Origin of the sequence: Streptomyces sp. SAI-127 (assembly GCF_029894425.1) — a bacterium.
Lineage (GTDB): Bacteria > Actinomycetota > Actinomycetes > Streptomycetales > Streptomycetaceae > Streptomyces.
On record NZ_JARXYJ010000001.1, the window covers coordinates 2,969,133 to 2,994,689 of the forward strand.

Genomic DNA, 25,557 nt, shown 5'->3' on the forward strand with positions numbered 1-25,557 from the left:
CTCATTTCCGGCCCGCGGTCTGCTCCACCGCGCGCACGATCTTGACGTAGCAGCCGCAGCGGCAGATGTTGCCGCTCATCCACTCCCGGATCTCCTCCGGCGAGCCGGTGTGGCCTTCCTGGATGCAGCCGACACCGGAGACGATCTGTCCTGGGGTGCAGTAGCCGCACTGGAAGGCGTCCTGGTCGATGAACGCCTGCTGCAGCGGGTGGAGTTGATCGCCCTCGGCCAGGCCCTCGACCGTGGTGACGTCGGCCCCTTCAAGTCGGACCGCGAGCGTCAGGCAGGCGTTGTGCCGCTGCCCGTCGACCAGGACCGTGCACGCCCCGCAGGCCCCGGCGTTGCAGCCCTTCTTGGAGCCCGTGAGGCCGAGGTGCTCGCGGAGCAGGTCCAGCAGCGAGGTGCGGTTGTCGACCGTCACGGTGTGGCGGGTGCCGTTGACCGTCAGGGAGACACGGCTGGTGGGCGGCCCCTCGGCCGCCGTCGCTTCCTCCGGGTCGGCGAGGAACGTGCCTCCGATCACGCCGCCCGCGACGACGGCACCACCGACCGCGGTGCTGGTGGCGATGAACGTGCGCCGAGTGGGCGCCGGGGAGGATTCGCCGGCTCCGGTGCGGGGTGGAGCGGCAGGCTCGGGGAGTTCAGTTGACATACGTACGCCTTCGTATCGCTGACGGATCGGCCGTACACAACAGCGGGACGGGAGACTGGATCGTCGTCACCGCGGGGAATCGGGCAACCGCGCGCTTCGGCAGCGGCGACCGCTCACCTCGGGAGTCTCGCACCACCGGCAACGCTCGTGGCAGGGAGACTTTTCTCCCCCTTTACGCTCCGTGAGGAGCGGGTAGCCGACGTCCTGGAGGCGTTTTCGCGTGGCCGGGCTACTGGTTGCGGGTGCGCGGGCCGTTGTACTGCTGGTCGGTGACCGGCTCGGCCCAGGCGGTCTCGGGGGTGCCGTCGCCCGTGCCCTCCCACAGGGCGATGTGCTCCATGAACCGGTCGGGGACGGCGCCGTGCCAGTGCTCCTCGTTCGGCGGACACGCGACGGTCTCGCCGGGGTGGGCCTCGAGGACGGTGCCGTCCCGGGTGCCGATCAGGGCCGTGCCGGAAACGACGTGCAGGGTCTGGCCCAGGGCGTGCGAATGCCAGTTGGTGCGGGCGCCGGGCGAGAAGCGCACCATGTTGGCGCGCATCCTGGACGGGGCCTGGCCGGCCACGATGACGTCCCACCAGACGTCGCCGGTGAACCAGTCCGACGGGGCCTTGCTGCTGGGCTGCTGCTTGATGAATTCCATGGTGTCTCTCCGGTGTTGCCGATGCGTGGGCTGTCTCTAGCGGGCGACGTAGCCGCCGTCCACGGGCAGGGCGACACCGACGACGAAGCCCGCTCCAGGGCTGCACAGCCACAGGACGGCCTGTGCGATCTCCTCGGCGGTGCCGAGCCGGTTGATCGGCTGGTTGGCCTCGGCCTCGGCGCGGTCGAGTTCTCCCTTGGCGATCATGTCGCTGACCATGGGGGTGTCGATGGTGCCCGGGCAGACGGCGTTGACGCGGATGCCCCGCGGGGCGTATTCGAGGGCGGCGCTGGAGGTCAGGCCGATCACTCCGTGCTTGGAGGCGTGGTACGAGGCGCGGCCGGGGAGGCCGACGAGACCGCCCAGGGAGGAGCAGTTGACGATGGCGCCGCTGCCCTGTGCCCGCATGTGGCGCAGTTCGTGTTTCATGCAGGCCCAGACACCGCGGAGGTTGACGGCGTTGACGCGGTCGAACCTCTCGGCGGGTTCCTCGGCGGCGTCGCTGGGCGGGATCTGGATGCCGGCGTTGTTGTAGGCCATGTCGAGGCGGCCGAAGGTCTCCACGGTCCGGTCGACAGCAGCGGCGACCTGGTCCTCGTCGCTGACGTCGCACGTGAGGGCGAGGGCCTGGTGGCCGGCGTCGGTGAGTTCCTTCGCGGCCGCGTTAAGGGCGGCTTCGTCGATGTCGGTGAGGGCGACGGCGGCTCCGGCCTCGGCGAAGGCGCGGGCGGTGGCCAGGCCCATACCGGCGCCGGCGCCGGTGACGAGGGCGACCTGGCCGGTGAAGTCGTAGGTGGGGTTCATGTCTTGGTCTCCGTACGGGTGCTTTCGAGTGCTTTCGAGTGCTGAGGTGTGGCGGCGCGAAGGGTGCCCGGGCCGCCTGGACGGTCTCTCGCGGCAGGGCGCCTTGCCCGTCCGCCGTCAGACGGTCTGGCCGCCGTCGACGAACAGGGCGTGGCCGGTGGCGAAGGAGGCGGCGTCCGAGCAGAGCCGGAGCCGGCGGCGGCGATCTCGTCCGGTGTGCCGAGGCATCCGATGGGCTCGTCCGCGATCAGGGCGTCCCGTCCTCCGGGTGTGCTTTCGGCGAAGCGCCGGATCAGCTCGGTGTCGATGATGCCGGGGCAGACGGCGTTTGCGTGGAAATCGGGGGGCGTTGTGGCCCGCGTGGCGGGCCCGGCCGGCTCAGCGCCCTGAGCGGTGACCCGCGCCCGGCGCGACTTCGATGGTGATCTCGTCGGCGGTGGCGAGCTGCTCCGCGCCGCCCTGGGCCATACGCCCGAGGGGGACCAGTCCCGCCGCGTAGGGGGCGTCGCGGTAGTAGGTGGCGAGCTGGTTCCAGGGCGCGTAGTACGCCAGGTCACCGACCTCGGGGTCGGCGCCCTCCGGGGCACCGGAGGTGGACAGCTTTCGCGGCAGGTCGGCGATCTTCTCGGCCTGGTGGAAGTCGCGCAGGGACAAGGTGAGCGGAAGCTGGGCGGCGAAGTCGCGGGCGGTGGCGCTGTCGTTCAGGGTGGCGGCGACGCGGTGGCCGTTGAGCGTGAGCCGGATGTTCATGACGGTTGTCCTGCCGGGTGATGTGGCAGCCGCAGCTGTCGGAGCCCGTGGCGACGCGGAGGCGGACGAGGCCGGGGAATCGCTGGTGCAGGCGGTGACGACGAGCAACAGGGTGGCCGCCGGGACCACACGCGTGAAAGCGCGAAGGGGTACGGCATTCACGCGTCGCCCAGTGGCTGGTCGGGCAGGGGCTCGGAGTAGTGGCGGAAGCCGTCCCGCTGCTGGTGGATGTCGTACAGCCGCCGCGCCAGCACATCGGGGCTGTTGTGCTCGGCGTCGGGGCGGATGGCGCCGGGGATGATCAGCTGGGCGGCATGGATGTTCTCCGGGGCGAGCGTGTCGTGGAGCATGCGGGCGTAGGCGCTTTCGGCGGCGAAGGCGATCGAGGTGCCGGCGACGTTCGGGTTGGGGCGTACGGCGCTGCCGCCGTTGACGAACAGCAGCGTGCCGCGGCCGAGTTCGCGCATGCCGGGCAGGACGGCGTTCACCGCGGTGACCGGGCCCTTGACGGAGAAGGCGAGCGGCGCGTCGAGGTCGTCGGCGCCGGTGTCGAGGACCGGCTTCATGAAGTCGGCGCGGGGCACCGGGCTGTACTGGAGGATCTCGATGGACCCCAGGGCGGCCCCGGCCGCGTACAGGGCCGCGGTCAGCGACTCGCTGTCGAGGACGTCGGCGGTGAAGCCGCGGGCCCGGATGCCGTCGCGGGCCAGCTCGGTGGTGAGCTCGTCCAGCTTCTGGGCATTGCGGGAGATGAGGGCGACGGCATGGCCGGCGGTACCGAAACGGCGGGCGGTGGCCAGCCCGAGACCGGGGCCGGCGCCGACGAGGGCGAAGGTCGTCATGGTCAGTCCTTGTGCGAGCGGGGGTGGTTGCCGGTCCTGTGGCCGCACCGCCTCGGTGTGGCCCCGGGGGTGGACGCGCTGCGCTCAGGGCTTGAGGAGGGCCTTGACGGCGCGGCGTTCGTCCATCGCCTTGTAGCCCTCGGCGACCTGGTCCAGGGGCAGGGTGAGGTCGAAGACCTTGCCGGGGTTGATCCGGCCGGTCAGGACCCGGTCGATGAGGTCGGGGAGGTAACGGCGGACCGGGGCGGGGCCGCCGCGCAGGCCGACGTGGGAGAAGAAGAGTTCCTGGCCGTCGACCGCCACCTCGTGCGGGACGCCGACGAAGCCGACGTTGCCGCCGGGCCGGGTGGAACTCAGGGCCTGCCGCATCGACTCGGCGGTGCCGACGCACTCCAGCACGGAGTCGGCGCCGATCCCTTCGGTGAGGTCCTTGACGCGGGCGATGCCTTCGTCGCCGCGCTCGGCGACGATGTCGGTGGCTCCGAACTCGAGGGCGAGCTTCTGCCGGGAGGCGTGGCGGCTCATGGCGATGATCCGCTCGGCCCCCAACTCCTTGGCGGCGATGACCCCGCACAGGCCGACCGCCCCGTCCCCGACGACCACAGCGGTGGAGCCGGGCTTCACCTCGGCGGCGAGGGCGGCGTACCAGCCGGTGCCCATCACGTCGGAGACTGCAAGCAGGCTCGGCACGAGTTCGCCGGACGGGTGCTCGTCGGTGGCGACGAGGGTGCCGTGGGCGTTGGGGATGCGTACGTAGTCGGCCTGACAGGTGCTCATGAACTCGCGGTGCAGGCAGGAGGACTGCCAGCCGTTTTGGCAGTTGACGCACGTGTTGTCCGAGGTGGCGAAGGAGCCGACCACGAACTGGCCCGGCCTGACGTTGGCGACCTCGCTGCCGACCTCCTCGACGATGCCGACGTACTCGTGGCCCATCGGATGCGGGTCGCCGATGGGTTCCGCGCCGCGGTAGGGCCACAGGTCCGAGCCGCACACACAGGTGGCGACCGTGCGGATCACCGCGTCGGTCGGGTTGATGATCTTCGGGTCGTCCAGGTTCTCGAAGCGCACGTCGCCGGGGGCGTGGATGACTGCTCCGCGCATGGGGATGACTCCTTCGGTGCGGGGGTCGGTGAGCCGCAGCCGGTGACAGCGATCGGCCGCTCGACATCGAGCCTCACACGCGAGAGCAGGCGCGAAAAGCGGAGAAATTCATCCTGGGAGGAGAACATCCTGGGAGTAAATTCTCCCCCCTTTCCCGAGTGGAATCGGTGTCATGCTGGGACGCATGACCGCCAACGTTCCCCTCAATGAGCTGGGAGAATTCCTCAAGAAGCGCCGCTCCGAGCTGAGCCCGCGCACGGTCGGACTGCCCGAGAGCGGCAAGCCCCGCCGGGTGGCCGGGCTGCGCCGCGAGGAGGTCGCCCAGCTCGCCAGCATCAGCACCGACTACTACACCCGTCTCGAACAGGGCCGTATGCAGGCATCGGCGCCCGTGCTGGAGGTTCTCGCCCAGGTACTCCATCTGGATGACGACGAGCGCGGTTACCTCTTCCAGCTCGCGGGCAAGACCACCGGCCGCACCCGGCGGCGCGGCCGGCAGAGGGTCCAGCCGCAGCTGCAGCGCGTCCTGGACGACCTCACCGCCACCCCGGCCATCGTGCAGGGCCGCCGCGGGGACATCCTCGCCTGGAACGCACTGGCCGCCGCACTGGTCACCGACTTCTCCCAGGTCCCGGAAAAGCACCGCAATTACCCGCGGATCATCTTCACGGACCCGGCGATGCGCACCCTGTACGCGGACTGGAAGACCTCGGCGCACATCGCCGTGGCACAGCTGCGGATGGAAGCGGCGAAGTATCCCGAGGACCCTCGCCTGATCGAGCTGGTCGGCGAACTGTCCATGCGGGACAAGCAGTTCGCCCAGTGGTGGGGCGATCACCGGGTCGCCGCACGCACGGTGGGCACGAAGACCCTCAACCACCCGGGCGTCGGCGAACTCGTCCTGGACTGGGACACCCTCACCGCCAACACCGACCCCGACCAGCACCTGACCGTCTGGACGGCCGCACCCGGCTCCCCCACCCACGAGCGGCTGCGCATCCTCGCCTCCTGGGCGGCCGACCAGAACCTGCCGGCCTCCTCCCCCCTCAGCTGACCCCGCCCGAGGACGTGCAGGTCAGTCACCCTTCGCCGCAGGCTCCAGCACCGTCAAATGAGCGTCATGGCCAACAGCCCCTCCCTCCTCTTCGGGCGGAAGAGGCCGCCGCGACCAGCTCACTTCACCCGTGAGACCGGCCGGGACCGGAGCCTGCCGGCCGAGACGGAGGACGCATTGTTGATCATTGTCAGTGAGCTGACAGCCAACGTTCAGCTGCACAGCGGCAGTGCCGACGTCTTGCTCCGGCTTCTCGATGAAGAGGCGTCGATCCGGATTGAGGTGTCGGACCGAGGACGGTGGCGGCCCCGGGCGGCCCGGCGGGATGAGGGACCGGCGACGACACACACCCTGACCATCAACTCCAGCCGGTCACGGCGTCATAGCGCCGACCGGGGTGAACGGCGAGCAGTTGCGCGGTGTGTGCGCCGACGCCGAAGGCGGCCGCAGCTCCCAGGTCCTCGATCGTGTCCACGTCGAGTTGGGCGCTGGGAGCACGCTGCAGACGCAACTCCATCGCCCCTGAGTCCAGATGGCGTTGCCGGGACGGCCCTTCAAATGCCGGTCGCAAGCGATGTCCGCGCCGGGCGGTCAGCACCGTCGTGCCCCTGCCCGTGTGGTCGGCGACGAACGCACGCGGGTGGCGTTGCGCCGCTCGCAGTACCGTGTCCAGGTCTGCCGCGCGAAGACACGGCAGATCGGCTGTGACGACGGCCACGGCGGAACCGGCGAGTGTCCGCCGGGCGCTCGTGACACCACGCACGATGGCGCGGTTGAGCCCCCCGCTGGACGAGTCGTGCACCACTTCCGCATTCCTGCTCGCCGCGTCCGCTGCCGCATCCTCACCGCCGGTCACAACAATGACGTGTGACACCAAGACCGCGCTCAGCACCGCGTCAAGCGTGTCCAGGAAGAATGCGCGTGCCAGACGCTCCCGGTGCACGGTCGCAGGGCCGAGACGGGATTTCCCGACCGAGAACGACTTGACCGGGACGATCGCCGTCCACGTTTGCCCTCTCACGGGTTCTCGTCCCTCTCCAGCACGGGCAGGAGTTCCGGCAGATGCCCGTCGGACACGGCGGCGGCCCGCTGCCGCTCCTCGGAGACCTCGCCGTACAGCGTGGTACGCGGCTTGGCGGGGCGCCCGGCCGCCTCCGCGACCGCGATCAGGTCCCTGACCGACTTGTACGAGCCGTAGGACGAGCCCGCCATCCGGGAGATCGTCTCCTCCATGAGCGTGCCGCCGAGGTCGTTCGCGCCGGAGCGGAGCATCTCAGCCGCACCCTCCGTGCCGAGCTTGACCCAGCTGGTCTGGATGTTGGGGATGTGCGGGTGCAGGAGGAGGCGGGCCATGGCGGTGACCGCCCGGTTGTCCCGCACCGTGGGACCCGGGCGTGAGATGCCAGCGAGGTAGACGGGTGCGTTGGTGTGGATGAAGGGGAGCGTCACGAACTCCGTGAAACCGCCGGTCCGCTGCTGGATCCGGGCGAGGGTCCGCAGATGCCCGAGCCAGTGGCGCGGCTGGTCGACATGCCCGTACATCATGGTCGACGAGGACCGGATGCCGACCTCGTGCGCCGTGGTGATCACCTCGATCCAGGTGGCCGTGGGCAGCTTGCCCTTGGTAAGCACCCACCGGACCTCGTCGTCGAGGATCTCGGCCGCCGTGCCCGGGACGGAGTCGAGCCCGGCCTCCTTGGCGGCGGTGAGCCACTCCCGGACGGACATACCGGTACGGGTCGCCCCGTTCACGACCTCCATGGGCGAGAAGGCGTGCACATGCATGCCCGGCACCCGTTCCTTCACCGCCTTCGCGATGTCGAAGTAGGCCGTGCCGGGGAGGTCGGGATGAATGCCGCCCTGCATGCAGACCTCCACCGCGCCGATGTCCCACGCCTGCTGCGCCCGGTCGGCGACCTGCTCCAGGGAGAGGGTGTAGGCGTCGGCGTCCGTGCGGCGCTGTGCGAAGGCGCAGAAGCGGCAGCCGGTGTAGCAGACGTTGGTGAAGTTGATGTTCCGGGTGACGATGTACGTCACCTCGTCGCCGACGGCCGCCTTGCGCACGTCGTCGGCGATGCGCGTCAGCGCGTCCAGCGCGGGCCCGTCCGCGTGCAGCAGGGCGAGGGCATCGGCGTCCGTCAGCTTCGTGGGGTCGTCGGCCGCGGTCGCGAGCGCCGCCCGTACGTCGGTGTCGATCCGCTCGGGGACCATACCGGGCGCGGCGGCCTCCCGCAGCTCGGCCCAGTCGCCGTACACCTCGTCGAAGTCGTCGCGCCGGTCGGACGTACGGCCCTCGGTGTCGATGGCTGAGTGCAGATCCGTGCGCCCCGAGGCGACGAAGACCTCGTCGGGCTCCTGCCAGGGATGCCCCTCGACCACGGCGTCGGGCCGCGCGAGCCCGGTCTCCCCGTCCACCAGCCCCCGTACGTGCGGGCGCAGCCGCGGGTCCAGCCAGGGCTCGCCGCGCCGCACGAACTCCGGGTAGACGCACAGACGTTCCCGCAGCTCGAACCCGGCCGCCGCGGACCGCTCGGTGAGTTCCTCGATCTGCGGCCAGGGGCGCTCGGGGTTGACGTGGTCGATAGTGAGCGGGGAGACCCCGCCCCAGTCGTCGACGCCGGCCCCGATGAGCCGCTCGTACTCGCTGTCGACGAGGTTGGGCGGCGCCTGGATGTTGGCGGCCGGGCCCATGATGTGCCGGGCGACGGCGACCGCGGCCACCAGCTCGTCCAGCTGCGCGTCGGGCATGCCGCGCATCGCGGTGTCCGGCTTGGCGCGGAAGTTCTGGATGATCAGTTCCTGGATGCCGTGGTAGGCCCGGGAGATCTTCCGGAGCGCGAAGAGCGACTCGGCGCGCTCCTCGTACGTCTCACCGATACCGATGAGCAGCCCGGAGGTGAAGGGGACGGACGACCGGCCCGCGTCCTCCAGCACCCTCAGCCGTACGGCGGGCTCCTTGTCCGGGGAGCCGTAGTGCGGGCCGCCCGGCTCGGACCACAGGCGGGTCGCGGTGGTCTCCAGCATCATGCCCATGGACGGCGCGACGGGCTTGAGCCGCTGGAAGTCGGTCCAGGACATCACACCGGGGTTGAGATGGGGCAGCAGCCCCGTCTCCTCCAGGATCCGGACCGAGATCGCGCGGACGTAGGCGATCGTGTCGTCGTAACCGTGCGCGTCGAGCCACTCCCGCGCCTCGGGCCACCGCTCCTCGGGCTTGTCGCCGAGGGTGATGAGGACTTCCTTGCAGCCGAGGGCGGCGCCCTTGCGGGCGATGTCGAGGACCTCGTCGGGGGACATGAACATCCCGTGGCCCGCACGGCGCAGTTTGCCGGGGACGGTGACGAAGGTGCAGTAGTGGCACTTGTCCCGGCACAGCCGGGTGAGGGGGATGAAGACGCTCTTCGAGTACGTGATGACGCCGGGCCGGCCCGCGGCTTCCAGCCCCGCGTCACGGACCCGGGCGGCGGACGCGGTGAGGTCGGCGAGGGCCGCACCGCGCGCCTGGAGCAGCACGGCCGCCTCGGCGACGTCGAGGGCGACGCCGTCCCGGGCGCGTTTGAGGGCGCGACGCATCGAGTTCTCGGTGGGACCGGCTGCCGGGATCATGGGAATCGTTCTCTTTCGCTCGCGTCTCGTGCTCCGTCCCGCCGCTGCGCTGCCGCATATGGACAGGGCGGTTCGTGAGTTGATGTCCGTTTCCAGGCGAGGTTGGGGGCAGGGGTCTGGCTGCGCGGCAAGCGGATCGGGGGCGCATCGCCCGCAAGGGCGTCGAGTCCAGCGAACGCTGAGAGCGACGCCGCTGGGTCACCGAGCGGGCGATGTGCGCCACGAGGCGCTCTGTTGGCGAGCGCCATGGCCTCTCTTCGGATCTGAACCAGCTGTGCCGTGTCAGTGCTCCTCGGCCGCCGGCTCCAGAACGAAGACCGGGATCTCCCGGTCCGTCTTCGTCTGGTAGTCGGCATAGTCCGGGAACGCCTCGACGGCGCGAGCCCACCAGACGGTCTTCTCGTCCCCGGTCACCTCGCGTGCCACCACGTCCTGGCGCACCGGGCCGTCCTGAAGCTCCACCCGGGGGTCGGCCACCACGTTGTGGTACCAGACCGGGTGCTTGGGGGCTCCTCCCATGGAGGCGACGGCGACGTAGGAGCCGTCGTGCTCCACCCGCATGACCGGGGACTTGCGGATCTTGCCGCTCTTCGCGCCCAGGGTGGTCAGGATGACGACAGGCAGGTCCCGCCCCGCATCCGGACCCATCAGCTCGTTCAGCGTCAATCCTTCCGTACCACCGGAACTTTCGTACAGCTCCACCTGGTCACGTACCGGTTGCATCGCGCTCGGCTCGTACTCGCCTTTAAGTGGCATGTCGCCTATCTCCCTACTGTCGAAGAGTTTTCGTTTGTACTGGTTCCGATGCCGAAACCGGCCGCGAGCTGGGTGTGTCCGCACCGCAGGTGGGCCAGCACCAGCAGAGCCTGCGGGACAGGAACCGAAGGGTCGAGCTGGACAGATCCAGCCCCGGGTAGGCAGGTACATGAAGCTCCGGGCGACCCTTATCCGTGTCACCACTGTATCGAATACATCTGGAGTTGCAACACTGGAGAATCGAGTAATGAGGTATGCGTAGCGTTCACGTATCCTCTACAAGGGAGCCGGGTAGCGAACCAGACAGGAGACAGACATGGGCCGAGCACTGCGGGCAGATGCCGAGCGCAGTGTGCGCGCGATTCTGGAGGCGGCCGAGCGGGTCCTCGCCCAGGACGCCGGCGCTTCCATGGAGCAGATCGCCGAGGCGGCGGGGCTGACGAGGATCACGGTGCACCGCCGGTTCGCGAACCGGCAGGCGCTGCTGGAGGCGCTCGCCGTCTCCGCGAAGCAGCAGATCATCGACGCGATCGAGGAAGCCCGGCCCGACTCCGCCCCCGCGCTCGTGGCGCTGTACCGGGTGACCGCGAACGTCCTGCGGGTCAAGAACACCTGGCGCTACACCCTCAGCCACGCCACGGCCCGCACCCCCGCCGCCGCGGTCGCCCTCTGGGCCGAGATCGACGCGCACACCATGAAACTCCTGACCCGTGTGCAGGGAGAGGGACTGCTCGCTCCGGACGCGGACCTGGAGTGGACGCGGCAGGTGTACTACGCCCTCCTCAGCGAAGCCCTCAACAGGCCCGGCGCCGATCAGGATCCGGCAGCGCAGGACCCGGACGCGCTGGCCGCGCTCGTCATCGACACCCTGCTGCATGGCGCAGGACCGCGAGGCTGAGTCACGGCTGCTCGGCGCATGCCAGGTCCCCTGTCGGCCACCAGCTCGCCCTGGTGGAGTGCGCCGTCGATCGAGTTCCTGTGCGCAGGCTCAGGGCCTGCGGCAACGGACGCGGAGGCTCCGCCCCGAGTGCCGGGGCGGAGCCTCTGGGCGCGGGAAGGTCAATCCGGCCAGCTGCCTTCGCCGGCGCCTCCCCGGTGCCCCGTGACTCCGGGAAGGTGAGCGGCAACCTGCAACGCCCCACCCGTTACGGCCGACGCCGCCAACGCGCCTTCTACACCTCCGCGTTGATCAGCATCCGCTGCTGCGACGAGTCCCGCCGCTTCTACGGCCGCAATCGCGCAGAAGGCAAACGGCACAGCCAGGCCGTCATGACCCTCGCACGCCGACGAGTCAACGTCCCCTGGATCGAGCGGACCTACCACCGACGCCGCCGTCAGGCCTCGCTCGGCCGACTGACACCTGTCGAATACGAAACCGTCATGACCACGCCGGCCCTCCAGGCCGCGTGATCGAACCTGTCACCCAAACCTGCATCAGACCCGACCTCGAGTTCGGTGATGTAGCAGATCGCGACGAGTCCGCCGGCGATCAGGTCCTCCCACTCGGTTGTGTTGACCAAGCAGGACGCGGGCGAGGGCGGAGGTGTCGATGAGGTAGTCGGCGACTGGCACGGCCGGTACTGCGCCTTGTCCAGGAGGATGTCGATGTCCAGGGCGCCTTCGGCCACCAGTTGCCGGGCGTCCTCGGGTGCGCGCAGGCGCCGGTAACGGGCGGTGATCTCGCGCAGGGCGTTGTTGATCGTGTCTCGCTTGGTGGTGGTGCCGAGTTCCTTGGCGGCGGAAGAGGGAGTCGACGAGAGCGTCCGGGGCTCCGCTCTGGAACGGCCGACGGTCCAGCCCGCGATGGATCACGAACCGTCTCCAGAACCACCACCAGAGCGGCAGCCTCACGCTGATGCACGCGGCTCGCGCCCTGACCGTCGTGGAGACGCTCCTTGCCGTAGCCGGGCTCTTCGGCGCTCTCCTCGGAGAGCAGCGGGAGATCACCGGGAAGGACGCGGCGAGCCCAGGGGCGAGTGGTTCCGCCCCGCTCCCTCGCGGCCGCAGGGCGGTGGCCGGCGGTGGTACGCAGAGCGCGAAGTTCTGAGCTTGAGCTCAGCCGAGCTGTGCGGCGACGAGGGCGAGTGGTTCGCTGCTTCGTCGTGCGCGGGCCAGGATGACGGCTCCTTCAGCGGCGATCACCAGCAGGGCGGCGCGCTGTGCGGCCTCGGCGGGCGCTACTCCGACCTGTTCGAGCCGGGCGGCAAGCGCCTCGCCGGTGGCGGTGAAGGCGGCCTCGGCCCGATCGAGGATCGCGGGGTCGTGTCCGCCGGTCGTGACCCCGGCCATCGTGCAGCCGGCGCGGAAGTCCGTGCCTTCGACCACTCTGCGCCAGATGTCGAGGTAGCCGGAGACCACGTCCTGCGGGGTCCGCGCGTCGATCGCGTCGATCTGGTCCTGCATCCACTGCAGGGAGTGGTCGACGGCGAGTTCGATCAGCTCGGCGCGGGGGATCACCGCTGTGGCCTGACTGCACGGTTCGGGGGGCTGCGGGAAAACCACGCTCGCGGAGGTGGTCTGGGCCGAAGAGGACCCCGGCCGTGTGACGGCCGGGGTCTCTCTGCCTCGTGCAGGTGTCGGATCAGCCGCAGCAGTCGCAGCCGGGGCGGCAGCCGCGGGCGTCTGTCTTCCCGCTGGCGGCCGGAACCACCGCGGTGGGTCGGTGTGCGGACCCGGGCAGGAGTTCCGGTTCCACCTCTTCCGCGATGTTCTGCACTCAGGTCCAGGCGTCGACCGAGGAGCTGCCGCCCGCGGGGCCCCGGACAGCCGTGGCGGTCAGTTCCCTCACGCGGTCGGCGGGTATCGGAACGCCCGGGGTCTGGAAAATCCATTCCATCGTCTTGTCCAAGCTCACGTCCTTGGGCACTTCGCCGTAGTAGGCCTTGCCGTAGACGGGCGTGCCTGGTTCGCTGCGCCAGCTGTCGGCGAGCGGGCCGATGTCCACCGCGTCGTAGCCGAGGAGGTCGAGCAACTCCACGACCTCTGCCTTGGCGGCGGCATCGTCGCCGGCGATCGGCATGGCACTGCGGTCCGGCGCACCCGAGGGGCGGGCAAGGCTGAACAGCTGGCTGGAGACGATGTTGCTGGCCGCCTTGACCACACGGGAGTCGGCCAGGTGGCGCTGCACCAGCTCGCTGCTCGTCAGCTCGTTCGCGTCCAGCTCGGCGATGCGGCCGTCGCGCTCCGGGTAGTAGTTCAGCGTGTCGATCACGATCTTGCCCGCCAGCGGCTCTGCCGGGATCTGCTCATAGGCGCTCAGCGGGATGGACACCACCACCAGGTCCCCGGCCTCGGCGGCCTCGGCGGGAGTGGCCGCCCGGGCGCGGGGGCCGAGTTCGGCGACGAGACCGGCGAGGGACTCGGGGCCGCGGGAGTTGCTCAGGACGACGTCCAGGCCGGCGGCGACAGCAAGGCGGGCCAAGATGCCGCCGATGGTGCCACTGCCGATGAAGGCGAGTGTCTTGTTCATGGTGCTCTGTTCTCCAATGGAATGAGGGAATGCCGGACCGGTCACAGCCACGAACCGTAACCGGACCGGCTGGTCACTTTAACTACCGTACCACCTAACCGGACCGCCCGGTCATATTGCGTAGAGTGGACCCATGAGCACTGAAGAAGAAGCCGTTGCAGCGCCTCCCGCGCGACGGATGAGAGCCGACGCGGTACGGACGCGCAAGGCGCTGCTGAAGGCTGCCGCGGAGGTGTTCGCCGAGCACGGCGCGGAAGCGTCCATTGCGCAGATCGCGGCACGGGCGGGGATCGGGAAGGGAACCGTCTTCCGGCATTTCCCCACCAAGGAGGACCTGTTCGCCGCGATCATCGGCGAGGCAATCGACGGGCTGGTGGCAGTGGGCCGCCAGCAGGCCGAGCAGGCCGACGCCGACGCCGCCCTGCTGCAGTTCATGAGCGCGGGCGTCGATCTCTACGCAAACAACCGGGCGCTCGCGGAGGCCCTGCGTATGGTGTCGGATGTCCGGCACCCGGAGATACAGGCCGGACAGGAGCAGTTGATCGCAACAGCCGGGTCACTGGCGCGGCGGGCGCAACGCGACGGCTCACTCCGTGCGGATCTGAACGGGCAGGACGTGATGCTGCTGATCTGCGGCGTGTACTACGCCGCCGCACCCTTGCTGGCTGCCGATCCGTCGGCCTGGCGGCGCTACCTGCGGCTCACCTTCGACGGCATGTGCGCCACCGGCACCGGGCCTCTGCCCCCGGCACTCGTCCACAACTCCTTGCTGCCGACGATCCGGTAGGGCCGGCCGGCATGCGCCAGAAGGTCACCGACGCGCGGGCTGCCGACACAACCGAATCCGGCTCCTACAGGCCTCCTCTCTGCGGTCTTCGGTCGGCACCCAGCCGACCGACGCTCCAGCTCGTCCGGAGCTGGGGAGGATTGTCGGTCCATGGATATGTGGTCCTCTCCCGCCCCCGCCGATACACCCCCATAGTCGAGACTGCCGGGCGCGCCCGGCCCTTGCGGCGAGGGAGGGAATCGCCGCGGTCAACGGCGCCTACGACCAGGTGCCGGCCATGCTGAGCGGGGCCAAGGCCTGATCCAGCAGCGCACACAATGGAGAGCCGAACGTGAAACCCACGAATGAGGACACTGTCGAAATCAGCAGGGCCGTGGCGCTGTGGGCGCACATCATGGACGACCATGAACTGGACCGTCTCGGCGAATGCCTCACCCAAGACGCGGTGTGGGACGGCAGCGTCTTCGGCGGCGACCCGGTCGTCGGGCTGGACGCGATCGCGGCCTTCATGAACGCTCCCGGACACGCGAAAGCCCACCACACGACGAACATCGTCGTGTCGGAAGGCCCGGGCGACGAGGTGCGGGCCCGATCCAAAGGCCTGAGCCTGCTGGAGGGCGGCACTGTCGCCAGCGTCGTCTACGCCGACGACCTGCGACGCACCGATGACGGCTGGCGCATTTCCCGGCGGGTCATCCATCTCACGTGGCCACATCGCTTCTAGGGGTGCTTTCAAAAAAGCCGGGTGCTTGCGGGCGAGTGTCATGCAGTGGGCGAGTTGCAGGAAGGCGTCGTGCATGTCGTCGCGTACTTCCCACCGGATCCACAGGCGGCGAGGGCCATGGAGCCAGGCGATGGCGGACTCGGCGTTCCAGCGGACCTTGCCCAGGCCCGAGCCGTGCGGCCGGCTCCGTCGAACGATCTTCGGTGTGATGCCGCGCTCGCGCAGTCGGCGGCGATAGAGGTCGTCGTCGTAACCGCGGTCGGCACACAGCATCCTGGGTTTGCGCCGGGGGCGGCCCCGCTTGCCCCGCACCGGCCCAAGGCTGTCGATCAGCGGCAGAAGCTGGGTGACATCGTCGCGGTGGCTACCGGTCAGCGACACCCACAGCGGAGTGCCGCGGGCATCGGTCAGCACGTGATGCTTCGAGCCCGGCCGCCCGCGGCCAACCGGGCTCGGACCGACTTTCGGGCTGCGTCGCCCCGCTTGGCCTGCACATGAGAGGCGTCGATGGTGGCGCGGGAGAAGTCGAGACGGTCCGCCGCCCGCAATCCGTCCTGCAGCACCCGCTGGAGCTCCTCCCACACCCGGCCTCCTGCCACTCGGCCAGCCGCCGCCAGCAGGTAGGACCGGAACCGAACCCCAACTCCTGCGGCAGGAACTCCCACTGGACACCTGCGTACAGGACGAACAGCACACCCTGGAGCGCCTTGCGGTCATCGATCCGCTTACGCCCCGGCTACCGGACCGCCGCTCGTGCTTCGGCAACAGCGGTCGATCACCGCCCGCAACCCGTCACTGACCTCTCACGGCTTCCGCTGCGGCTGGCAGATCCAGCGCGACCTGACGGGGGGCGGCTCCGACGCGCCTTCACTGTGACCACCATCAGGTCGACCCGTCGGCCGCCGCCAGCTTTCCGGCCGTCCCGAAAAAGGGTGGGTCTGAGAAGCCCAGCCGCGCCTGGCGGAAAGACCGACGATGCCCACGCCAATGGGCGTCTGGTGGGGGGGATGACATGGTGAGACTCCTACACAGAGCGATAAGCCGTTCGACTTCGACAATGACGGGTCACCGCGTCAGCCCCCGTCCCTGCTCACATGCAAATTGCGCGGTTCAGGCGGACAAGGAATTCCGCGTCTGGTTGCACGCCGGCCCCGAAGCGTTCCTGGACCACGGCGAACCCGAGGTCGCGCCGCTTCGGTGATCGCGCCGCGTCGGCCGTCGCCAGTGCGTCCGGCAGCTCCTGACGGGTGAGATCCGTGCAGTAGGCGGGCGTGCCGGGCTGCTGCCGCCAGGATTCCGCGAGCGGCCCCGCATCAAAGGCGTCGAACCCGGTGTCCTCAACGAGTGCCATTGCCAGCTCACGCTCTCGAGGACTGTCGGCCGCGACGGGGAGCGCGATGCGGTCCGCACTTCCCGTCGGCTTGTTCCTGTACGCGAACGACTCGGCTCCGATCGAGTTCCACGCCTTGACGATGGGCCGGCCCAGCTGCTGGGCAGCCCACACGCTCTCGGCCTGGCCGGCCTCGATCGCCGCGATTCCGTTGTCCCGATGCGGGATGTAGTTCGACGTGTCGATGACAACCGTGTCAGCCGGCACGTTGGCCATCAGTGGTGCGACCTGCGGAATGCGGTCGAAGGGGATGGAGAGGATCACGGCGTCGACGTCCACTACGGCTTCCGCCGCGGTCACCGCGCGTCCACCCGAGGACAGCACGTCCGCCTCGATCGTCTCCGGGCCGCGCGAATTGGCCACCTTCACCTCGTGCCCGGCCGCGCTCAACCGCCTGATCAGCGTCTTGCCGATGTTCCCGGTGCCGAGAATGCCGATCTTCATGGTGAAACTCCTTGTCCGGAAAGGAACCCCGGTTTCGGTGACCGGGGTTCTTGGAGCTGCGGGCCGGCCGCGGACGCGGTGGTGCGGGTGAGTAATGGCGGCCTTGCCGAAGTGAGCGCCGTTCTTCGTGTTCGTCGTGTGTGTTCGTGGCGTGCCGGCGCTGCCGCTCTCGTGTCGTTGGGTGCACGAGGGGCAGGTCGGTGTCTCAGCGGTGGGCGGCGCGGTTCATCTCGACGACGTCGTCGACGGTGGGGTTGGCGCCGAGGGCGGCGAAGCGTTCCGGGAGGCTGTCGCGGATGGCCGCGTCCTTGGCGCGGTCGGCTGCGGCCAGGGCCGCCGGCAGCTCGTCGAGGGTCAACTCGGTGCAGTAGGCGGGACCGTTGGGCTGCTGGCGCCAGGAGTCGGCCAGGGTGCCGGCGTCGTAGGGGTCGAAGCCGGTGTCGTCCACCAGGCTCATGGCCACGCGCCGCGCCTCCTCGCTGTCACCGGCGACGGGGATGGCGAGGCGGCCGGGTGTTCCGGCCGGAACACCCTTGGTCCGCTGGGTCTCTGCCAGGGCGGCGTTCCACGCCTTGATGACGGGGCGGCCGAGCAGTTCGGCGGTGTACACGCTCTCCACCTGACCGTTGTCGACCGCCTCGATCGGCTCGCTGAGCATGCCGGGATAGTAGTTCGCGGTGTCGATGACCACCGTCTCGTCGGGCACCGACGCGAACAGGCCGGCCAGCTGGCCCGCCACCCCGAACGGGATCGACAGGACGATGGCATCCCTGCCCTGGACGGCGTCGGCAAGGTCCACCGCGCGGGCCCCGGACTCCAGCACCTGTGCCCGGACGGCCTCGGGGCCGCGGGCGTCGGCCACCTGGACGTCGTGACCGGCCGTGCTGAGCTTGGCAGCGAGGTTCCCGCCGATGGCACCGGCGCCTATGACAGTAATTTTCATGATGTGTCCCTTGAGAGGTCGTGCCGCCCCTGCGGGCAGCACGAGGTGATGGCCGTGCGGTGGTGCCGCCCGGCCATGTGGGTGTGGGGCGGGGCGCCTGGCGGTCTACGCCTGGGTGTCCCGCTGGCGGTAGCCGCTCGCGATGAGGGTGCGGAGCCGGTCGAGCGACTCCTCCTCGGTGCCGGTGCCCTTGATCCAGGCGATGGAACAGGCCGCGAGGAACAGGTCGTGCCCCCGCACCGAGGCACGCACCCGCCCCGACAGCTGCGCGGCGCGCACGTACTGGTCGGTGGCGGAGATCAGGATGTCGCAGGGAATCGTCAGCGGGTTGTCCGGCTCCTGCGCCCTGGCCGCGGCCATGAGCGGGTCCGGCAGCCCGCTGAAGGCGCTGAAGTACTCCTCCATCGCCCGCAGCCACTGCTCCAGCGCCTCGGCCGGGTCGCCGAGCCGGTCGATGTCCGCCTGACGGGCCACCAGCTCCTCGGACCGCGTCTGCAGCACCGCCGCCAGCAGCGCCTCCCGGGTGGGGAAGTGCCGGTACAGGGTGCCGGGACCGACACCCGCCTCCTTGGCCACCGCCTCGAGGGAGGTGCCGACCCCGTGCTGCAGGAAGTGACGCTGCGCGGTCTCCAGAAGGGCCGCGCGGTTGCGCTGAACGTCCGCGCGCGGCTTACGTCCCCGCTGTTCGACGGCGCTCATACGCCCTCCCGCCTGCCGTGACCCTGCGACCGCACCAAACCGGATGCCGCCTCCGTATGCACTCGAGAGTAAAACGGAGGCGGCATCCGGTCAAACCGGCGGCCCGACCACGGGAGCCCGGACAGTGCGGGGGCCGACATATCTGGCCGCAGAGTGCAGGGCAGAACTCGTGCCGGCTGCACCATTCCAGGGTGCCCTTGTCCGGCCCCTGCCGCGCGAGCCCGGCCCGGTCCCCGGCCCGGGACGTCAGGGGGTGAGCTGCTGGTGTCCGATGACGGAGAGCAGTTCGAGTTTGCTGTGGCTCTCCGTGCCGGGGCGCGTGGTCAGCACCACCAGGGTCTGGGCGCGGTTCTCGGTGTACAGGAGCTGGGCGTCGACGTCGATGCGGCCGAGTTCGGGATGGAGGAGGGTCTTGCAGTCGCCGTAGCGGGCGACCTCCTGGAGTTCCCACATGCGGACGAACTCGGGGCTGTGTTCCTGGAGTTCGGCGAGGATCCGGGCGGCTCGGGTGGTGTCGCTGCCGGCGGTCAGCGCGGCCCGCAGGCGTGCTGCCTGGGCGCGGCCGTGGCGTTCGTGGGTTTCCTCGGGATAGACCAGACGTTCGGCCGGGTCCATGAACCAACGGTAGTAGCCGCTACTGGCCAGACCGGTGTGGCGGGTCTGGTCGCCGAGCAGTGCGGCGGCCAAGGGGTTCATCGCGAGGGTGTCGACCAGGTCGGTCGTCACCAGGGCCGGGGTGTCGTCCAGTCGGTCCAGGACCCGCATCAGCGTCGGGCTGACGTGTTCGGAGCGGTGGAAACGGGCCGGAGCGTTGTGGCCGATGAGGACGAAGAGATGGTCGCGTTCGTCCAGGGTCAGCCGCAGCGCCCGCGCGAGAGCCGCGGTGATCTGGACCGAGGGCTGCGGAGCACGCTGCTGCTCCAGCCGGGCGTAGTAGTCGGTGGACATGCCGGCGAGCTGCGCGACCTCCTCGCGGCGCAGCCCATGTGTACGCCTGCGCGGCCCCTCGACCAGCCCGACGTCGCGGGGCCGTAGCGTCTCGCGCCGGTGGCGCAGGAATGCCGCCAGTTCTCTCTTGTCCATGCCCTCATCCTCGCCGCAACCCACCCGGCTATCCAGAGACCGCCGATCCATGGCTGAGCAGTCCTTTCCCGCCTGCGCGAAGCCCACTCGGTCGGCCGACGTCGAGGCACTCGCAGCGAGAAGTCTCGATGGTCACCGGACGTGCATGACCCGCTGGGCAATGCGCCGCCCCTTGGCAGTGCGCCGCAGGCCGCCGGTACGGAAGACGGCCTGCGGCGACGGTCCCCCGTCAAGGACGCCCGCTTGGGACCGGTCCCGGGCCTCGTCGCCCGGCCCGGCCGGCCCGACGATGTTCGCCGTGCCGGCCGGGCGCTCGCGTGCCCGTCGGCCCTCAGGACGCAGCCGGCCCCCTCTCGTGCGACGACCGGGGCGAAGCCGAAGACGCTTCCTTACCGTTCCGCATCCTCGGTGAGGACCACGCCGAAGCGGGTCCGGCTCGCGTTCGTCCCTCATGTGGCCCCACGGGACCCGCCCGCGTGCTGCTGTTCCGCGTCGGTCAACTACGGGTCGGTCAGCTGCCGGTCATCATGGCGAGGACGTCGTCGTAGGAGCCGGTGGCCACCGCGTCGCGGATGAACCTTGCGGGCTCGACGACCAGCTCCTTCGCGTCGGGGTTCTCGCGCAGCAGATCGAGGACCTCGGTGAGGAAGTCGTCCAACGGCATGGCCTGCTCGCTGTCCTGCTGGCCCATCAGGGTCGTGCGCACGCCCGCCGGGACCACCTCGATCACCTGGACGCCGGCGTCAGCACCGGCGAGCTGGATGCGCAGGCTCTCGGAGAAGGAGTGCAGCGCGGCCTTGGTCGCGCTGTAGGTCGGCGTGATCGGGAACGGTACGAACGCCAGCGCGGAGGTGACGTTCATGACGACCGCGTCGTCCTTGCCCACCAGCAGCGGCAGGAAGGCGTACGTCATCCGGATCGTGCCGAGCAGATTGGTCGCGACGTGATCCTCGGCGACCTGGAGTCCGGCCGGGTCGAGGACGCTCTCCAGCAGCTGAATGCCGGCGTTGTTGACCAGGACGTTCAGCTCCGGGTGGCTCGCCGCCACGGTCTCACGGGCCCGGGCGATCGAGTCGGGGTCCGCGACATCGAGGACGAGCGCGTCGATACCCTGGTGCTCGGCCGTGATCTCGTCGAGGAGTTCCTTGCGCCGGCCGGCGACGATCACCTTGTTGCCGGCCTCGTGCAGACGCACCGCCAGGCCGAGACCGATGCCAGAGGTGCCGCCGGTGATCAGAATCGTGTTGCCGGTCATCTTCATGGGGGTCCTGCTCCTTCGGTACGGCGGGCCGGTGAGCGCCCGCAGCCTCGACCGTAAGAGCGCCCGCGCAAGGGCGGGAGAGGAAGGTTTGTCCATGGATCGGCGGTCTCTGCCTCGTGAAGAGAACGCCGGCCGTCGGGCCGGGTCCTGCAGAAGCTGGACGGGGGCCGCTGGCCGAGCAGTCGCGCCGGCGCATCACGTCGGCAAAACGCTCGCCGACGAGGGCGTCGTCCAGGAGCTCGTCGCGCGCTCACGCAGCGACTTCGCGCAGGCGAGCCTGCTCGTGCTCGAGACCGCCTGGTTGATCGACCGGCACGTCGCCAAGAGCGCGTGCTGAGACAGCAGCCGTAAAAGTCGCCGCGCCCGCCGTCGCCGCCGCTGTCATCGACCGTGCCATCGACGGCACGGCACGCGTTGCGCTGAGGGCCTGCACGTCACTCACCATCTCGCCGCGCCCCGTACACGAGGGGACGGCAGGCGCGGTCGAGGCTCCAGACCGACCCCGGAGCCGCGGGCAGCGTTGTCGGTCGCAATCCGAAGGCTTCTGGACCGACGTGACAAGGCGTGTCGAGACCGCTGACCGTGAGGTCACGTGGCGACTACGAGACCAGCACACTGCGGGGCCACCTTGGCGTGCCGGATCAGTACGGACTCGACCCGCGCCTGGCGTCCAACTCCTGAGCCCGCGTGCAGTCTGAGTTTGATCATTGACCTCGCTGCTGTTTCAGGCGCACGAGCCTCGTGACGCCCCATCAGAAGCAGCGTCGAACGAGCGTCAAGACACGTCCTCCACCGCCCCCTCACGAAGCCGAGGCAGAGCTTTCATCGCCCGCACCCCGCTGTTCGAAGCAGCAGGTGAGGCATGTGGCGCGAGCCTGCGACGCACTCCACGCGATGGACTGACGGAAACAGGTCGGGCACACCTCGACGCACCTGAGCAGTCCAAGAAAGCCGCAGGTCAGAGCGCCTTTGAAGCCGGTTCGAGAATCGCCACACACTCCATGTGATGCGTCATCGGAAACAGGTCGAACACCCGGAGCATCCGCACCCGGTACCCCCCGTCCCGGAAGTACCCCAAGTCCCGCGCCAGCGCGGCCGGATCGCAGGCGACGTACGCGATGCGCCGCGCGCCCAGGGACGACAGGTGCTCGACGGTCTTACGGCCGGCCCCCGCCCGCGGCGGGTCCAGCACGATCAGGTCGACCTCGGTGATCCCGGTGCGCGGCAGCACGGCCTCCACCTTGCCCTGCTCGATCCGCACCCGGTCGAAGGCGGCGAGGTTGTGCCGGGCGTCCTCGACCGCGCGCTTGCCCGACTCGATGCCGAGGACCGCGCCCTTGTCGCCGAGGCGGTCGGCCAACGCCCCCGCGAACAGCCCCACACCGCAGTACAGGTCGAGCGCCATCTCGCCCTTGCGCGGCAGCAGGCCCTGCATGACCGCCTTCACCAGCGTGTCGGCCGCCTGCGGGTGGACCTGCCAGAAGCCGCCGCTGCCCACCCGGTGGGTGCGGCCGTCGGCCCGCTCGCGCACGAAGGCGCGGCCGTGGACGCGGTGGATGCCGCCGTCCTTCTCCTCGACGCGCATGACGGAGACGGGCTTGTCGAGTTCCACGAGGGGCAGGCGGGCGCCCGGCCGGGGCTCCAGGATGACCATGCGGTCCTGGGAGCCGGTCGCCGCGATCGCCTCCACGGACGCCATCCCGGACCAGTCGCGGTCCTCGATGCCCAGCTCGCTCACGCCCGGCGCGGCGATCATGCAGTGCTCGATCGGCTCCACCTCGTGCGAACGGTGGCGGCGCAGACCGGCGTTGCCGTCGGCATCCACCGCGTACTGCACGCGGGTGCGCCAGGCAGGCACCTCGCCCGCCGGCAGCTTGTCGCCCTCGGCAGGCATCACCGTGCCGTCCCAGCCGGCCTCCTCAGGGGTGAGACCCGCGAGCCGCTTCAGCTGCTCGGCGACGACCTCGCCCTTGAGGCGCCGCTGGGCGCCGGGCTTGGCGTGCTGCCAGTCGCAGCCGCCGCAGCGGCCGGGACCGGCGTAGGGGCAGGGCGCCTCGATGCGGTCCTTGGACGCCTCCAGAACCGACACCGCGTCCGCGCGCAGGAAACGCGCCCCCTCCTCGCCCTCCGTCACCCGGGCCACGACCCGCTCACCGGGCAGCGTGTGCCGGACGAACAGCACCTGGCCGTCCTCCGTGCGGGCGATGCAGTGCCCGCCGTGCGCGACGGGGCCGACCTCGACTTCGAACTCCTGCCCCACCAGCGACTTCTTCGGTTCTGCCTGCATGGCGGGGTGACTCCACAACGTCAAGGGGAAAGGGGAACGCGGCCGGCCACGAAAGGACCGGACACGAATCGGCCGGACACAAAAGCAAAGCGGCCGAGACGACAGCCATCCAGTCTACTTCGGCGCCGGCGTCTCCTTCGCCCGCTGCTCGGCCGGACCGCGCCGCACCGAGCCGGGCGCGTTCCACTCCTGCCGCCTGCGAGCGCGGTTCTTCGCCGCCTCCGAGGACTGGAGCTGATAGGGCACCGAGGTCACCATGACCCCCGGCGTGAACAGCAGCCGGCCCTTGAGCCGGAGCGCGCTCTGGTTGTGCAGCAGATGCTCGTACCAGTGCCCGACCACGTACTCGGGGATGATCACGGACACCGCGTCTCGCGGCGACTCCTTCCGCAACCCCTTCACATAGTCGATGATCGGCCGTGTGATCTCGCGGTACGGCGAGTCCAGGACCTTCAGCGGTACGTCGATCCCGCGCCGTTCCCACTCGGCGCGCAGGGCCTTGGTCTCGGCCGGGTCGACGTTGACGCTCAACGCCTCCAACGAGTCCGAGCGCATCAGCTTGGCGTACGCCAGCGCCCGCAGCGCCGGGCGGTGGATCTTGGAGATCAGGACGACGGAGTGGACGCGGGACGGCCGCAGGCTGTCGTCGCTCGGGCCCTCGGGCGCCGCGAGTTCCTCGGAGACGCGGTCGTAGTGCTTCCGGATCGCCGTCATCGTCGCGTAGAAGATGCACATCCCGAGCAGCGCCACCCAGGCACCGTGGGTGAACTTGGTGACCAGGACGACGACCAGGACGAGCCCGGTGAAGAAGGCGCCGAAGGCGTTGATCGCGCGGGAGCGGATCATGTGGCTCCGCTTAGCGGCGTCCTTCTCGGTGGCCAGGTGGCGGTTCCAGTGCCGGACCATGCCGGTCTGGCTGAGCGTGAAGGACACGAACACGCCGACGATGTAGAGCTGGATCAGCCGGGTCGAGTCGGCGCCGTAGATCCACACCAGGAGTCCGGCCGCACCGGCCAGCAGCACGATGCCGTTGGAGAAGGCGAGGCGGTCGCCGCGGGTGTGCAACTGGCGCGGGAGGTAGCGGTCCTGGGCGAGGATCGAGCCGAGCAGCGGGAAGCCGTTGTAGGCGGTGTTCGCGGCGAGGAACAGCACCAGCGCCGTGGCCGCGGCGAGCACGATGAACAGGAAGCTGCCCTTGCCGAAGACGGCCTCGGCGACCTGGGAGATCACCGGGTTCTGCACATAGTCGGAACCGAGCGCGACGCCGTTGTGGATCAGGTCGACGGCCGGGTTCTCCGCCATGCGGACCTTGGTGACCATGGCCAGCGCGATGATCCCGCAGAACATGGTGACGGCGAGCAGGCCCATCATCGCGAGCGTGGTCGCCGCGTTCCTCGACTTGGGCTTGCGGAAGGCCGGTACGCCGTTGGAGATGGCTTCGACGCCGGTGAGCGCGGCGCAGCCGGAGGAGAAGGCGCGCAGCAACAGGAAGACAAGGGCGAATCCGGCCAGGCCCTGGTGCTCGGCCTTGATGTGGTAGTCCGCCGTCGGTGCCCGCATGGTGTCGCCCAGTACCAGACCGCGGAACGCGCCCCACGCGATCATGATGAAGACGCCCGTGACGAAGACGTACGTCGGAATCGCGAACAGCGAGCCGGACTCCTTCATGCCGCGCAGGTTCATCAGCGTCAGCAGCACGATCACGGCGATCGCGCAGAGCACCTTGTGCTCGACGACGAAGGGGACCGCCGAGCCGAGGTTCTCGATGCCGGAGGAGATGGAGACGGCGACCGTGAGGACGTAGTCGACGAGCAGGGCGCTGGCGACCGTGAGGCCCGCCTTGGGGCCGAGGTTGGTGTTGGCCACCTCGTAGTCGCCGCCGCCGCTCGGGTAGGCGTGCACGTTCTGCCGGTAGGAGGCGACCACCGTGAACATCAGCACGACGACCGCGACCGCGATCCAGGGGCTGAAGTGGTAGGCCGACACACCCGCGATGGACAGGACCAGCAGCACCTCGCCGGGCGCGTACGCCACGGAGGACAGCGGGTCGGAGGCGAAGACGGGGAGGGCGATGCGCTTCGGCAGGAGCGTTTCGCCGAGCCGATCACTGCGCAGTGCGCGCCCGATCAGGATCCGTTTGGGCACGTCGGTCAGTTTGGACACAACAGTGAAGCGTAAGCGTTCGAACGGGCGAGCAACCACCCGGCACCCCGCATCTGCTCTCCGGGTGAAATCCGGACCCGCTCCGGCTACGGATTCCGC

Annotated in this window: 24 protein-coding genes and 3 pseudogenes; 7 read left to right on the forward strand and 20 right to left on the reverse strand. The window is 69.8% G+C overall.

All coding sequences use genetic code 11. From position 1 onward, the window contains the following. Position 1: 1 nt before the first annotated feature. The 6 genes from M2157_RS13485 to M2157_RS13510 all read right to left on the reverse strand — a co-directional run bounded on the left by M2157_RS13485 (position 2) and on the right by M2157_RS13510 (position 4,792). On the reverse strand, positions 2-652 hold the full coding sequence (locus M2157_RS13485; protein WP_280862057.1) for a (2Fe-2S)-binding protein: 651 nt from the start codon (positions 650-652) through the stop codon (positions 2-4). A 229-nt stretch (positions 653-881) separates the two neighbouring features. Further along, positions 882-1,295 (reverse strand): cupin domain-containing protein, encoded by a 414-nt coding sequence (locus M2157_RS13490; protein WP_280862058.1) that lies wholly within the window; start codon positions 1,293-1,295, stop codon positions 882-884. 36 nt (positions 1,296-1,331) lie between these two features. After that, entirely contained in the window at positions 1,332-2,099 is a 768-nt protein-coding gene (locus M2157_RS13495) for a glucose 1-dehydrogenase (protein WP_280862059.1), read from the reverse strand. Positions 2,100-2,477: 378 nt separating this feature from the next. Then, positions 2,478-2,849, reverse strand: a complete 372-nt coding sequence (locus tag M2157_RS13500) for a cyclophilin-like fold protein (RefSeq protein ID WP_280865367.1) — start codon at positions 2,847-2,849, stop codon at positions 2,478-2,480. Positions 2,850-3,007: 158 nt separating this feature from the next. Then, positions 3,008-3,691, reverse strand: a complete 684-nt coding sequence (locus M2157_RS13505; RefSeq protein WP_280865368.1) for an SDR family NAD(P)-dependent oxidoreductase — start codon at positions 3,689-3,691, stop codon at positions 3,008-3,010. Between the two features lie 84 nt (positions 3,692-3,775). Beyond that, positions 3,776-4,792, reverse strand: a complete 1,017-nt coding sequence (locus tag M2157_RS13510; protein WP_280865369.1) for a zinc-dependent alcohol dehydrogenase family protein — start codon at positions 4,790-4,792, stop codon at positions 3,776-3,778. 172 nt (positions 4,793-4,964) lie between these two features. On the opposite strand from M2157_RS13510, the gene M2157_RS13515 reads away from it, so the two are divergent. Further along, on the forward strand, positions 4,965-5,846 hold the full coding sequence (locus M2157_RS13515; RefSeq protein WP_280865371.1) for a helix-turn-helix transcriptional regulator: 882 nt from the start codon (positions 4,965-4,967) through the stop codon (positions 5,844-5,846). Between the two features lie 358 nt (positions 5,847-6,204). Here the strand turns inward: M2157_RS13515 and cofC are convergent, their stop codons facing one another. The 3 genes from cofC to M2157_RS13530 all read right to left on the reverse strand — a co-directional run bounded on the left by cofC (position 6,205) and on the right by M2157_RS13530 (position 10,208). Further along, positions 6,205-6,867, reverse strand: a complete 663-nt coding sequence (gene cofC / locus M2157_RS13520; protein ID WP_280865372.1) for a 2-phospho-L-lactate guanylyltransferase — start codon at positions 6,865-6,867, stop codon at positions 6,205-6,207. Next, a complete protein-coding gene (locus M2157_RS13525) occupies positions 6,864-9,452 on the reverse strand; it encodes a bifunctional FO biosynthesis protein CofGH (RefSeq protein ID WP_280865373.1) in 2,589 nt (862 codons plus the stop codon). The genes cofC and M2157_RS13525 overlap by 4 nt, the downstream gene beginning before the upstream one ends. A 282-nt stretch (positions 9,453-9,734) precedes the next feature. Further along, a complete protein-coding gene (locus M2157_RS13530; protein ID WP_280865374.1) occupies positions 9,735-10,208 on the reverse strand; it encodes a nitroreductase family deazaflavin-dependent oxidoreductase in 474 nt (157 codons plus the stop codon). A 316-nt stretch (positions 10,209-10,524) separates the two neighbouring features. Between M2157_RS13530 and M2157_RS13535 the strand changes: the two genes are divergently transcribed. Both M2157_RS13535 and M2157_RS13540 read left to right on the forward strand, forming a co-directional pair. After that, positions 10,525-11,106 (forward strand): helix-turn-helix domain-containing protein, encoded by a 582-nt coding sequence (locus M2157_RS13535; protein WP_280865375.1) that lies wholly within the window; start codon positions 10,525-10,527, stop codon positions 11,104-11,106. A 182-nt stretch (positions 11,107-11,288) separates the two neighbouring features. Further along, positions 11,289-11,618 (forward strand): annotated as a pseudogene (locus tag M2157_RS13540) (transposase); the annotation flags it as partial. Positions 11,619-11,779: 161 nt separating this feature from the next. Here M2157_RS13540 and M2157_RS13545 read toward each other — a convergent pair. Then, positions 11,780-12,013: pseudogene (locus M2157_RS13545) on the reverse strand (hypothetical protein); the annotation flags it as partial. Positions 12,014-12,063: 50 nt separating this feature from the next. On the opposite strand from M2157_RS13545, the gene M2157_RS13550 reads away from it, so the two are divergent. Then, on the forward strand, positions 12,064-12,255 hold the full coding sequence (locus tag M2157_RS13550) for a hypothetical protein (RefSeq protein ID WP_280865376.1): 192 nt from the start codon (positions 12,064-12,066) through the stop codon (positions 12,253-12,255). A gap of 8 nt (positions 12,256-12,263) precedes the next feature. On the opposite strand, the gene M2157_RS13555 is transcribed toward M2157_RS13550, so the two are convergent. Next, positions 12,264-12,665 carry a hypothetical protein gene (locus M2157_RS13555; RefSeq protein ID WP_280865377.1) on the reverse strand — a complete coding sequence of 134 codons (402 nt, stop codon included), beginning with the start codon at positions 12,663-12,665 and terminating at the stop codon, positions 12,264-12,266. 259 nt (positions 12,666-12,924) lie between these two features. Continuing rightward, positions 12,925-13,677, reverse strand: a complete 753-nt coding sequence (locus tag M2157_RS13560) for an NAD(P)-binding domain-containing protein (RefSeq protein ID WP_280865378.1) — start codon at positions 13,675-13,677, stop codon at positions 12,925-12,927. Between the two features lie 133 nt (positions 13,678-13,810). On the opposite strand from M2157_RS13560, the gene M2157_RS13565 reads away from it, so the two are divergent. Then, entirely contained in the window at positions 13,811-14,464 is a 654-nt protein-coding gene (locus tag M2157_RS13565) for a helix-turn-helix domain-containing protein (protein ID WP_280865379.1), read from the forward strand. 331 nt (positions 14,465-14,795) lie between these two features. Continuing rightward, a complete protein-coding gene (locus M2157_RS13570) occupies positions 14,796-15,188 on the forward strand; it encodes a nuclear transport factor 2 family protein (protein ID WP_280865380.1) in 393 nt (130 codons plus the stop codon). A 12-nt stretch (positions 15,189-15,200) separates the two neighbouring features. On the opposite strand, the pseudogene M2157_RS13575 reads toward M2157_RS13570, so the two are convergent. The 6 genes and pseudogenes from M2157_RS13575 to M2157_RS13600 all read right to left on the reverse strand — a co-directional run. Continuing rightward, positions 15,201-15,976, reverse strand: a pseudogene (locus tag M2157_RS13575) (IS5 family transposase); the annotation flags it as partial. Between the two features lie 302 nt (positions 15,977-16,278). Then, on the reverse strand, positions 16,279-17,022 hold the full coding sequence (locus tag M2157_RS13580) for an NAD(P)-binding domain-containing protein (protein ID WP_280865381.1): 744 nt from the start codon (positions 17,020-17,022) through the stop codon (positions 16,279-16,281). A gap of 205 nt (positions 17,023-17,227) precedes the next feature. After that, the gene (locus M2157_RS13585) at positions 17,228-17,965 is read right to left on the reverse strand and encodes an NAD(P)-binding domain-containing protein (protein WP_280865382.1); all 738 of its coding nucleotides are present in this window, start codon (positions 17,963-17,965) and stop codon (positions 17,228-17,230) included. A 105-nt stretch (positions 17,966-18,070) separates the two neighbouring features. Beyond that, entirely contained in the window at positions 18,071-18,664 is a 594-nt protein-coding gene (locus M2157_RS13590; RefSeq protein ID WP_280860308.1) for a TetR/AcrR family transcriptional regulator, read from the reverse strand. A 246-nt stretch (positions 18,665-18,910) separates the two neighbouring features. Then, a complete protein-coding gene (locus M2157_RS13595; protein ID WP_280865383.1) occupies positions 18,911-19,747 on the reverse strand; it encodes a helix-turn-helix transcriptional regulator in 837 nt (278 codons plus the stop codon). 511 nt (positions 19,748-20,258) lie between these two features. Further along, positions 20,259-21,008 (reverse strand): SDR family NAD(P)-dependent oxidoreductase, encoded by a 750-nt coding sequence (locus M2157_RS13600; protein ID WP_280865384.1) that lies wholly within the window; start codon positions 21,006-21,008, stop codon positions 20,259-20,261. Here M2157_RS13600 and M2157_RS13605 point away from each other — a divergent pair. Then, a complete protein-coding gene (locus M2157_RS13605) occupies positions 20,977-21,345 on the forward strand; it encodes a hypothetical protein (RefSeq protein WP_280865385.1) in 369 nt (122 codons plus the stop codon). The two genes, M2157_RS13600 and M2157_RS13605, sit on opposite strands and share 32 nt — an antisense overlap. Positions 21,346-21,966: 621 nt before the next feature. Here the strand turns inward: M2157_RS13605 and M2157_RS13610 are convergent. Then, positions 21,967-23,295 carry a class I SAM-dependent RNA methyltransferase gene (locus M2157_RS13610; protein ID WP_280865386.1) on the reverse strand — a complete coding sequence of 443 codons (1,329 nt, stop codon included), beginning with the start codon at positions 23,293-23,295 and terminating at the stop codon, positions 21,967-21,969. Between the two features lie 114 nt (positions 23,296-23,409). Next, on the reverse strand, positions 23,410-25,458 hold the full coding sequence (locus M2157_RS13615; RefSeq protein ID WP_280862147.1) for an APC family permease: 2,049 nt from the start codon (positions 25,456-25,458) through the stop codon (positions 23,410-23,412). Positions 25,459-25,557 lie beyond the last annotated feature (99 nt).

Excerpts from the sequence above, each read along its gene's own strand:
- M2157_RS13485 (WP_280862057.1), bottom strand. The coding sequence starts at position 652 with ATGTCAACTGAACTCCCCGAGCCTGCCGCTCCACCCCGCACCGGAGCC.
- M2157_RS13490 (WP_280862058.1), bottom strand. The coding sequence starts at position 1,295 with ATGGAATTCATCAAGCAGCAGCCCAGCAGCAAGGCCCCGTCGGACTGG.
- M2157_RS13495 (WP_280862059.1), bottom strand. The coding sequence starts at position 2,099 with ATGAACCCCACCTACGACTTCACCGGCCAGGTCGCCCTCGTCACCGGC.
- M2157_RS13500 (WP_280865367.1), bottom strand. The coding sequence starts at position 2,849 with ATGAACATCCGGCTCACGCTCAACGGCCACCGCGTCGCCGCCACCCTG.
- M2157_RS13505 (WP_280865368.1), bottom strand. The coding sequence starts at position 3,691 with ATGACGACCTTCGCCCTCGTCGGCGCCGGCCCCGGTCTCGGGCTGGCC.
- M2157_RS13510 (WP_280865369.1), bottom strand. The coding sequence starts at position 4,792 with ATGCGCGGAGCAGTCATCCACGCCCCCGGCGACGTGCGCTTCGAGAAC.
- M2157_RS13515 (WP_280865371.1), top strand. The coding sequence starts at position 4,965 with ATGCTGGGACGCATGACCGCCAACGTTCCCCTCAATGAGCTGGGAGAA.
- M2157_RS13525 (WP_280865373.1), bottom strand. The coding sequence starts at position 9,452 with ATGATCCCGGCAGCCGGTCCCACCGAGAACTCGATGCGTCGCGCCCTC.
- M2157_RS13530 (WP_280865374.1), bottom strand. The coding sequence starts at position 10,208 with ATGCCACTTAAAGGCGAGTACGAGCCGAGCGCGATGCAACCGGTACGT.
- M2157_RS13535 (WP_280865375.1), top strand. The coding sequence starts at position 10,525 with ATGGGCCGAGCACTGCGGGCAGATGCCGAGCGCAGTGTGCGCGCGATT.
- M2157_RS13550 (WP_280865376.1), top strand. The coding sequence starts at position 12,064 with ATGCACGCGGCTCGCGCCCTGACCGTCGTGGAGACGCTCCTTGCCGTA.
- M2157_RS13560 (WP_280865378.1), bottom strand. The coding sequence starts at position 13,677 with ATGAACAAGACACTCGCCTTCATCGGCAGTGGCACCATCGGCGGCATC.
- M2157_RS13565 (WP_280865379.1), top strand. The coding sequence starts at position 13,811 with ATGAGCACTGAAGAAGAAGCCGTTGCAGCGCCTCCCGCGCGACGGATG.
- M2157_RS13580 (WP_280865381.1), bottom strand. The coding sequence starts at position 17,022 with ATGAAGATCGGCATTCTCGGCACCGGGAACATCGGCAAGACGCTGATC.
- M2157_RS13585 (WP_280865382.1), bottom strand. The coding sequence starts at position 17,965 with ATGAAAATTACTGTCATAGGCGCCGGTGCCATCGGCGGGAACCTCGCT.
- M2157_RS13590 (WP_280860308.1), bottom strand. The coding sequence starts at position 18,664 with ATGAGCGCCGTCGAACAGCGGGGACGTAAGCCGCGCGCGGACGTTCAG.
- M2157_RS13595 (WP_280865383.1), bottom strand. The coding sequence starts at position 19,747 with ATGGACAAGAGAGAACTGGCGGCATTCCTGCGCCACCGGCGCGAGACG.
- M2157_RS13600 (WP_280865384.1), bottom strand. The coding sequence starts at position 21,008 with ATGAAGATGACCGGCAACACGATTCTGATCACCGGCGGCACCTCTGGC.
- M2157_RS13610 (WP_280865386.1), bottom strand. The coding sequence starts at position 23,295 with ATGCAGGCAGAACCGAAGAAGTCGCTGGTGGGGCAGGAGTTCGAAGTC.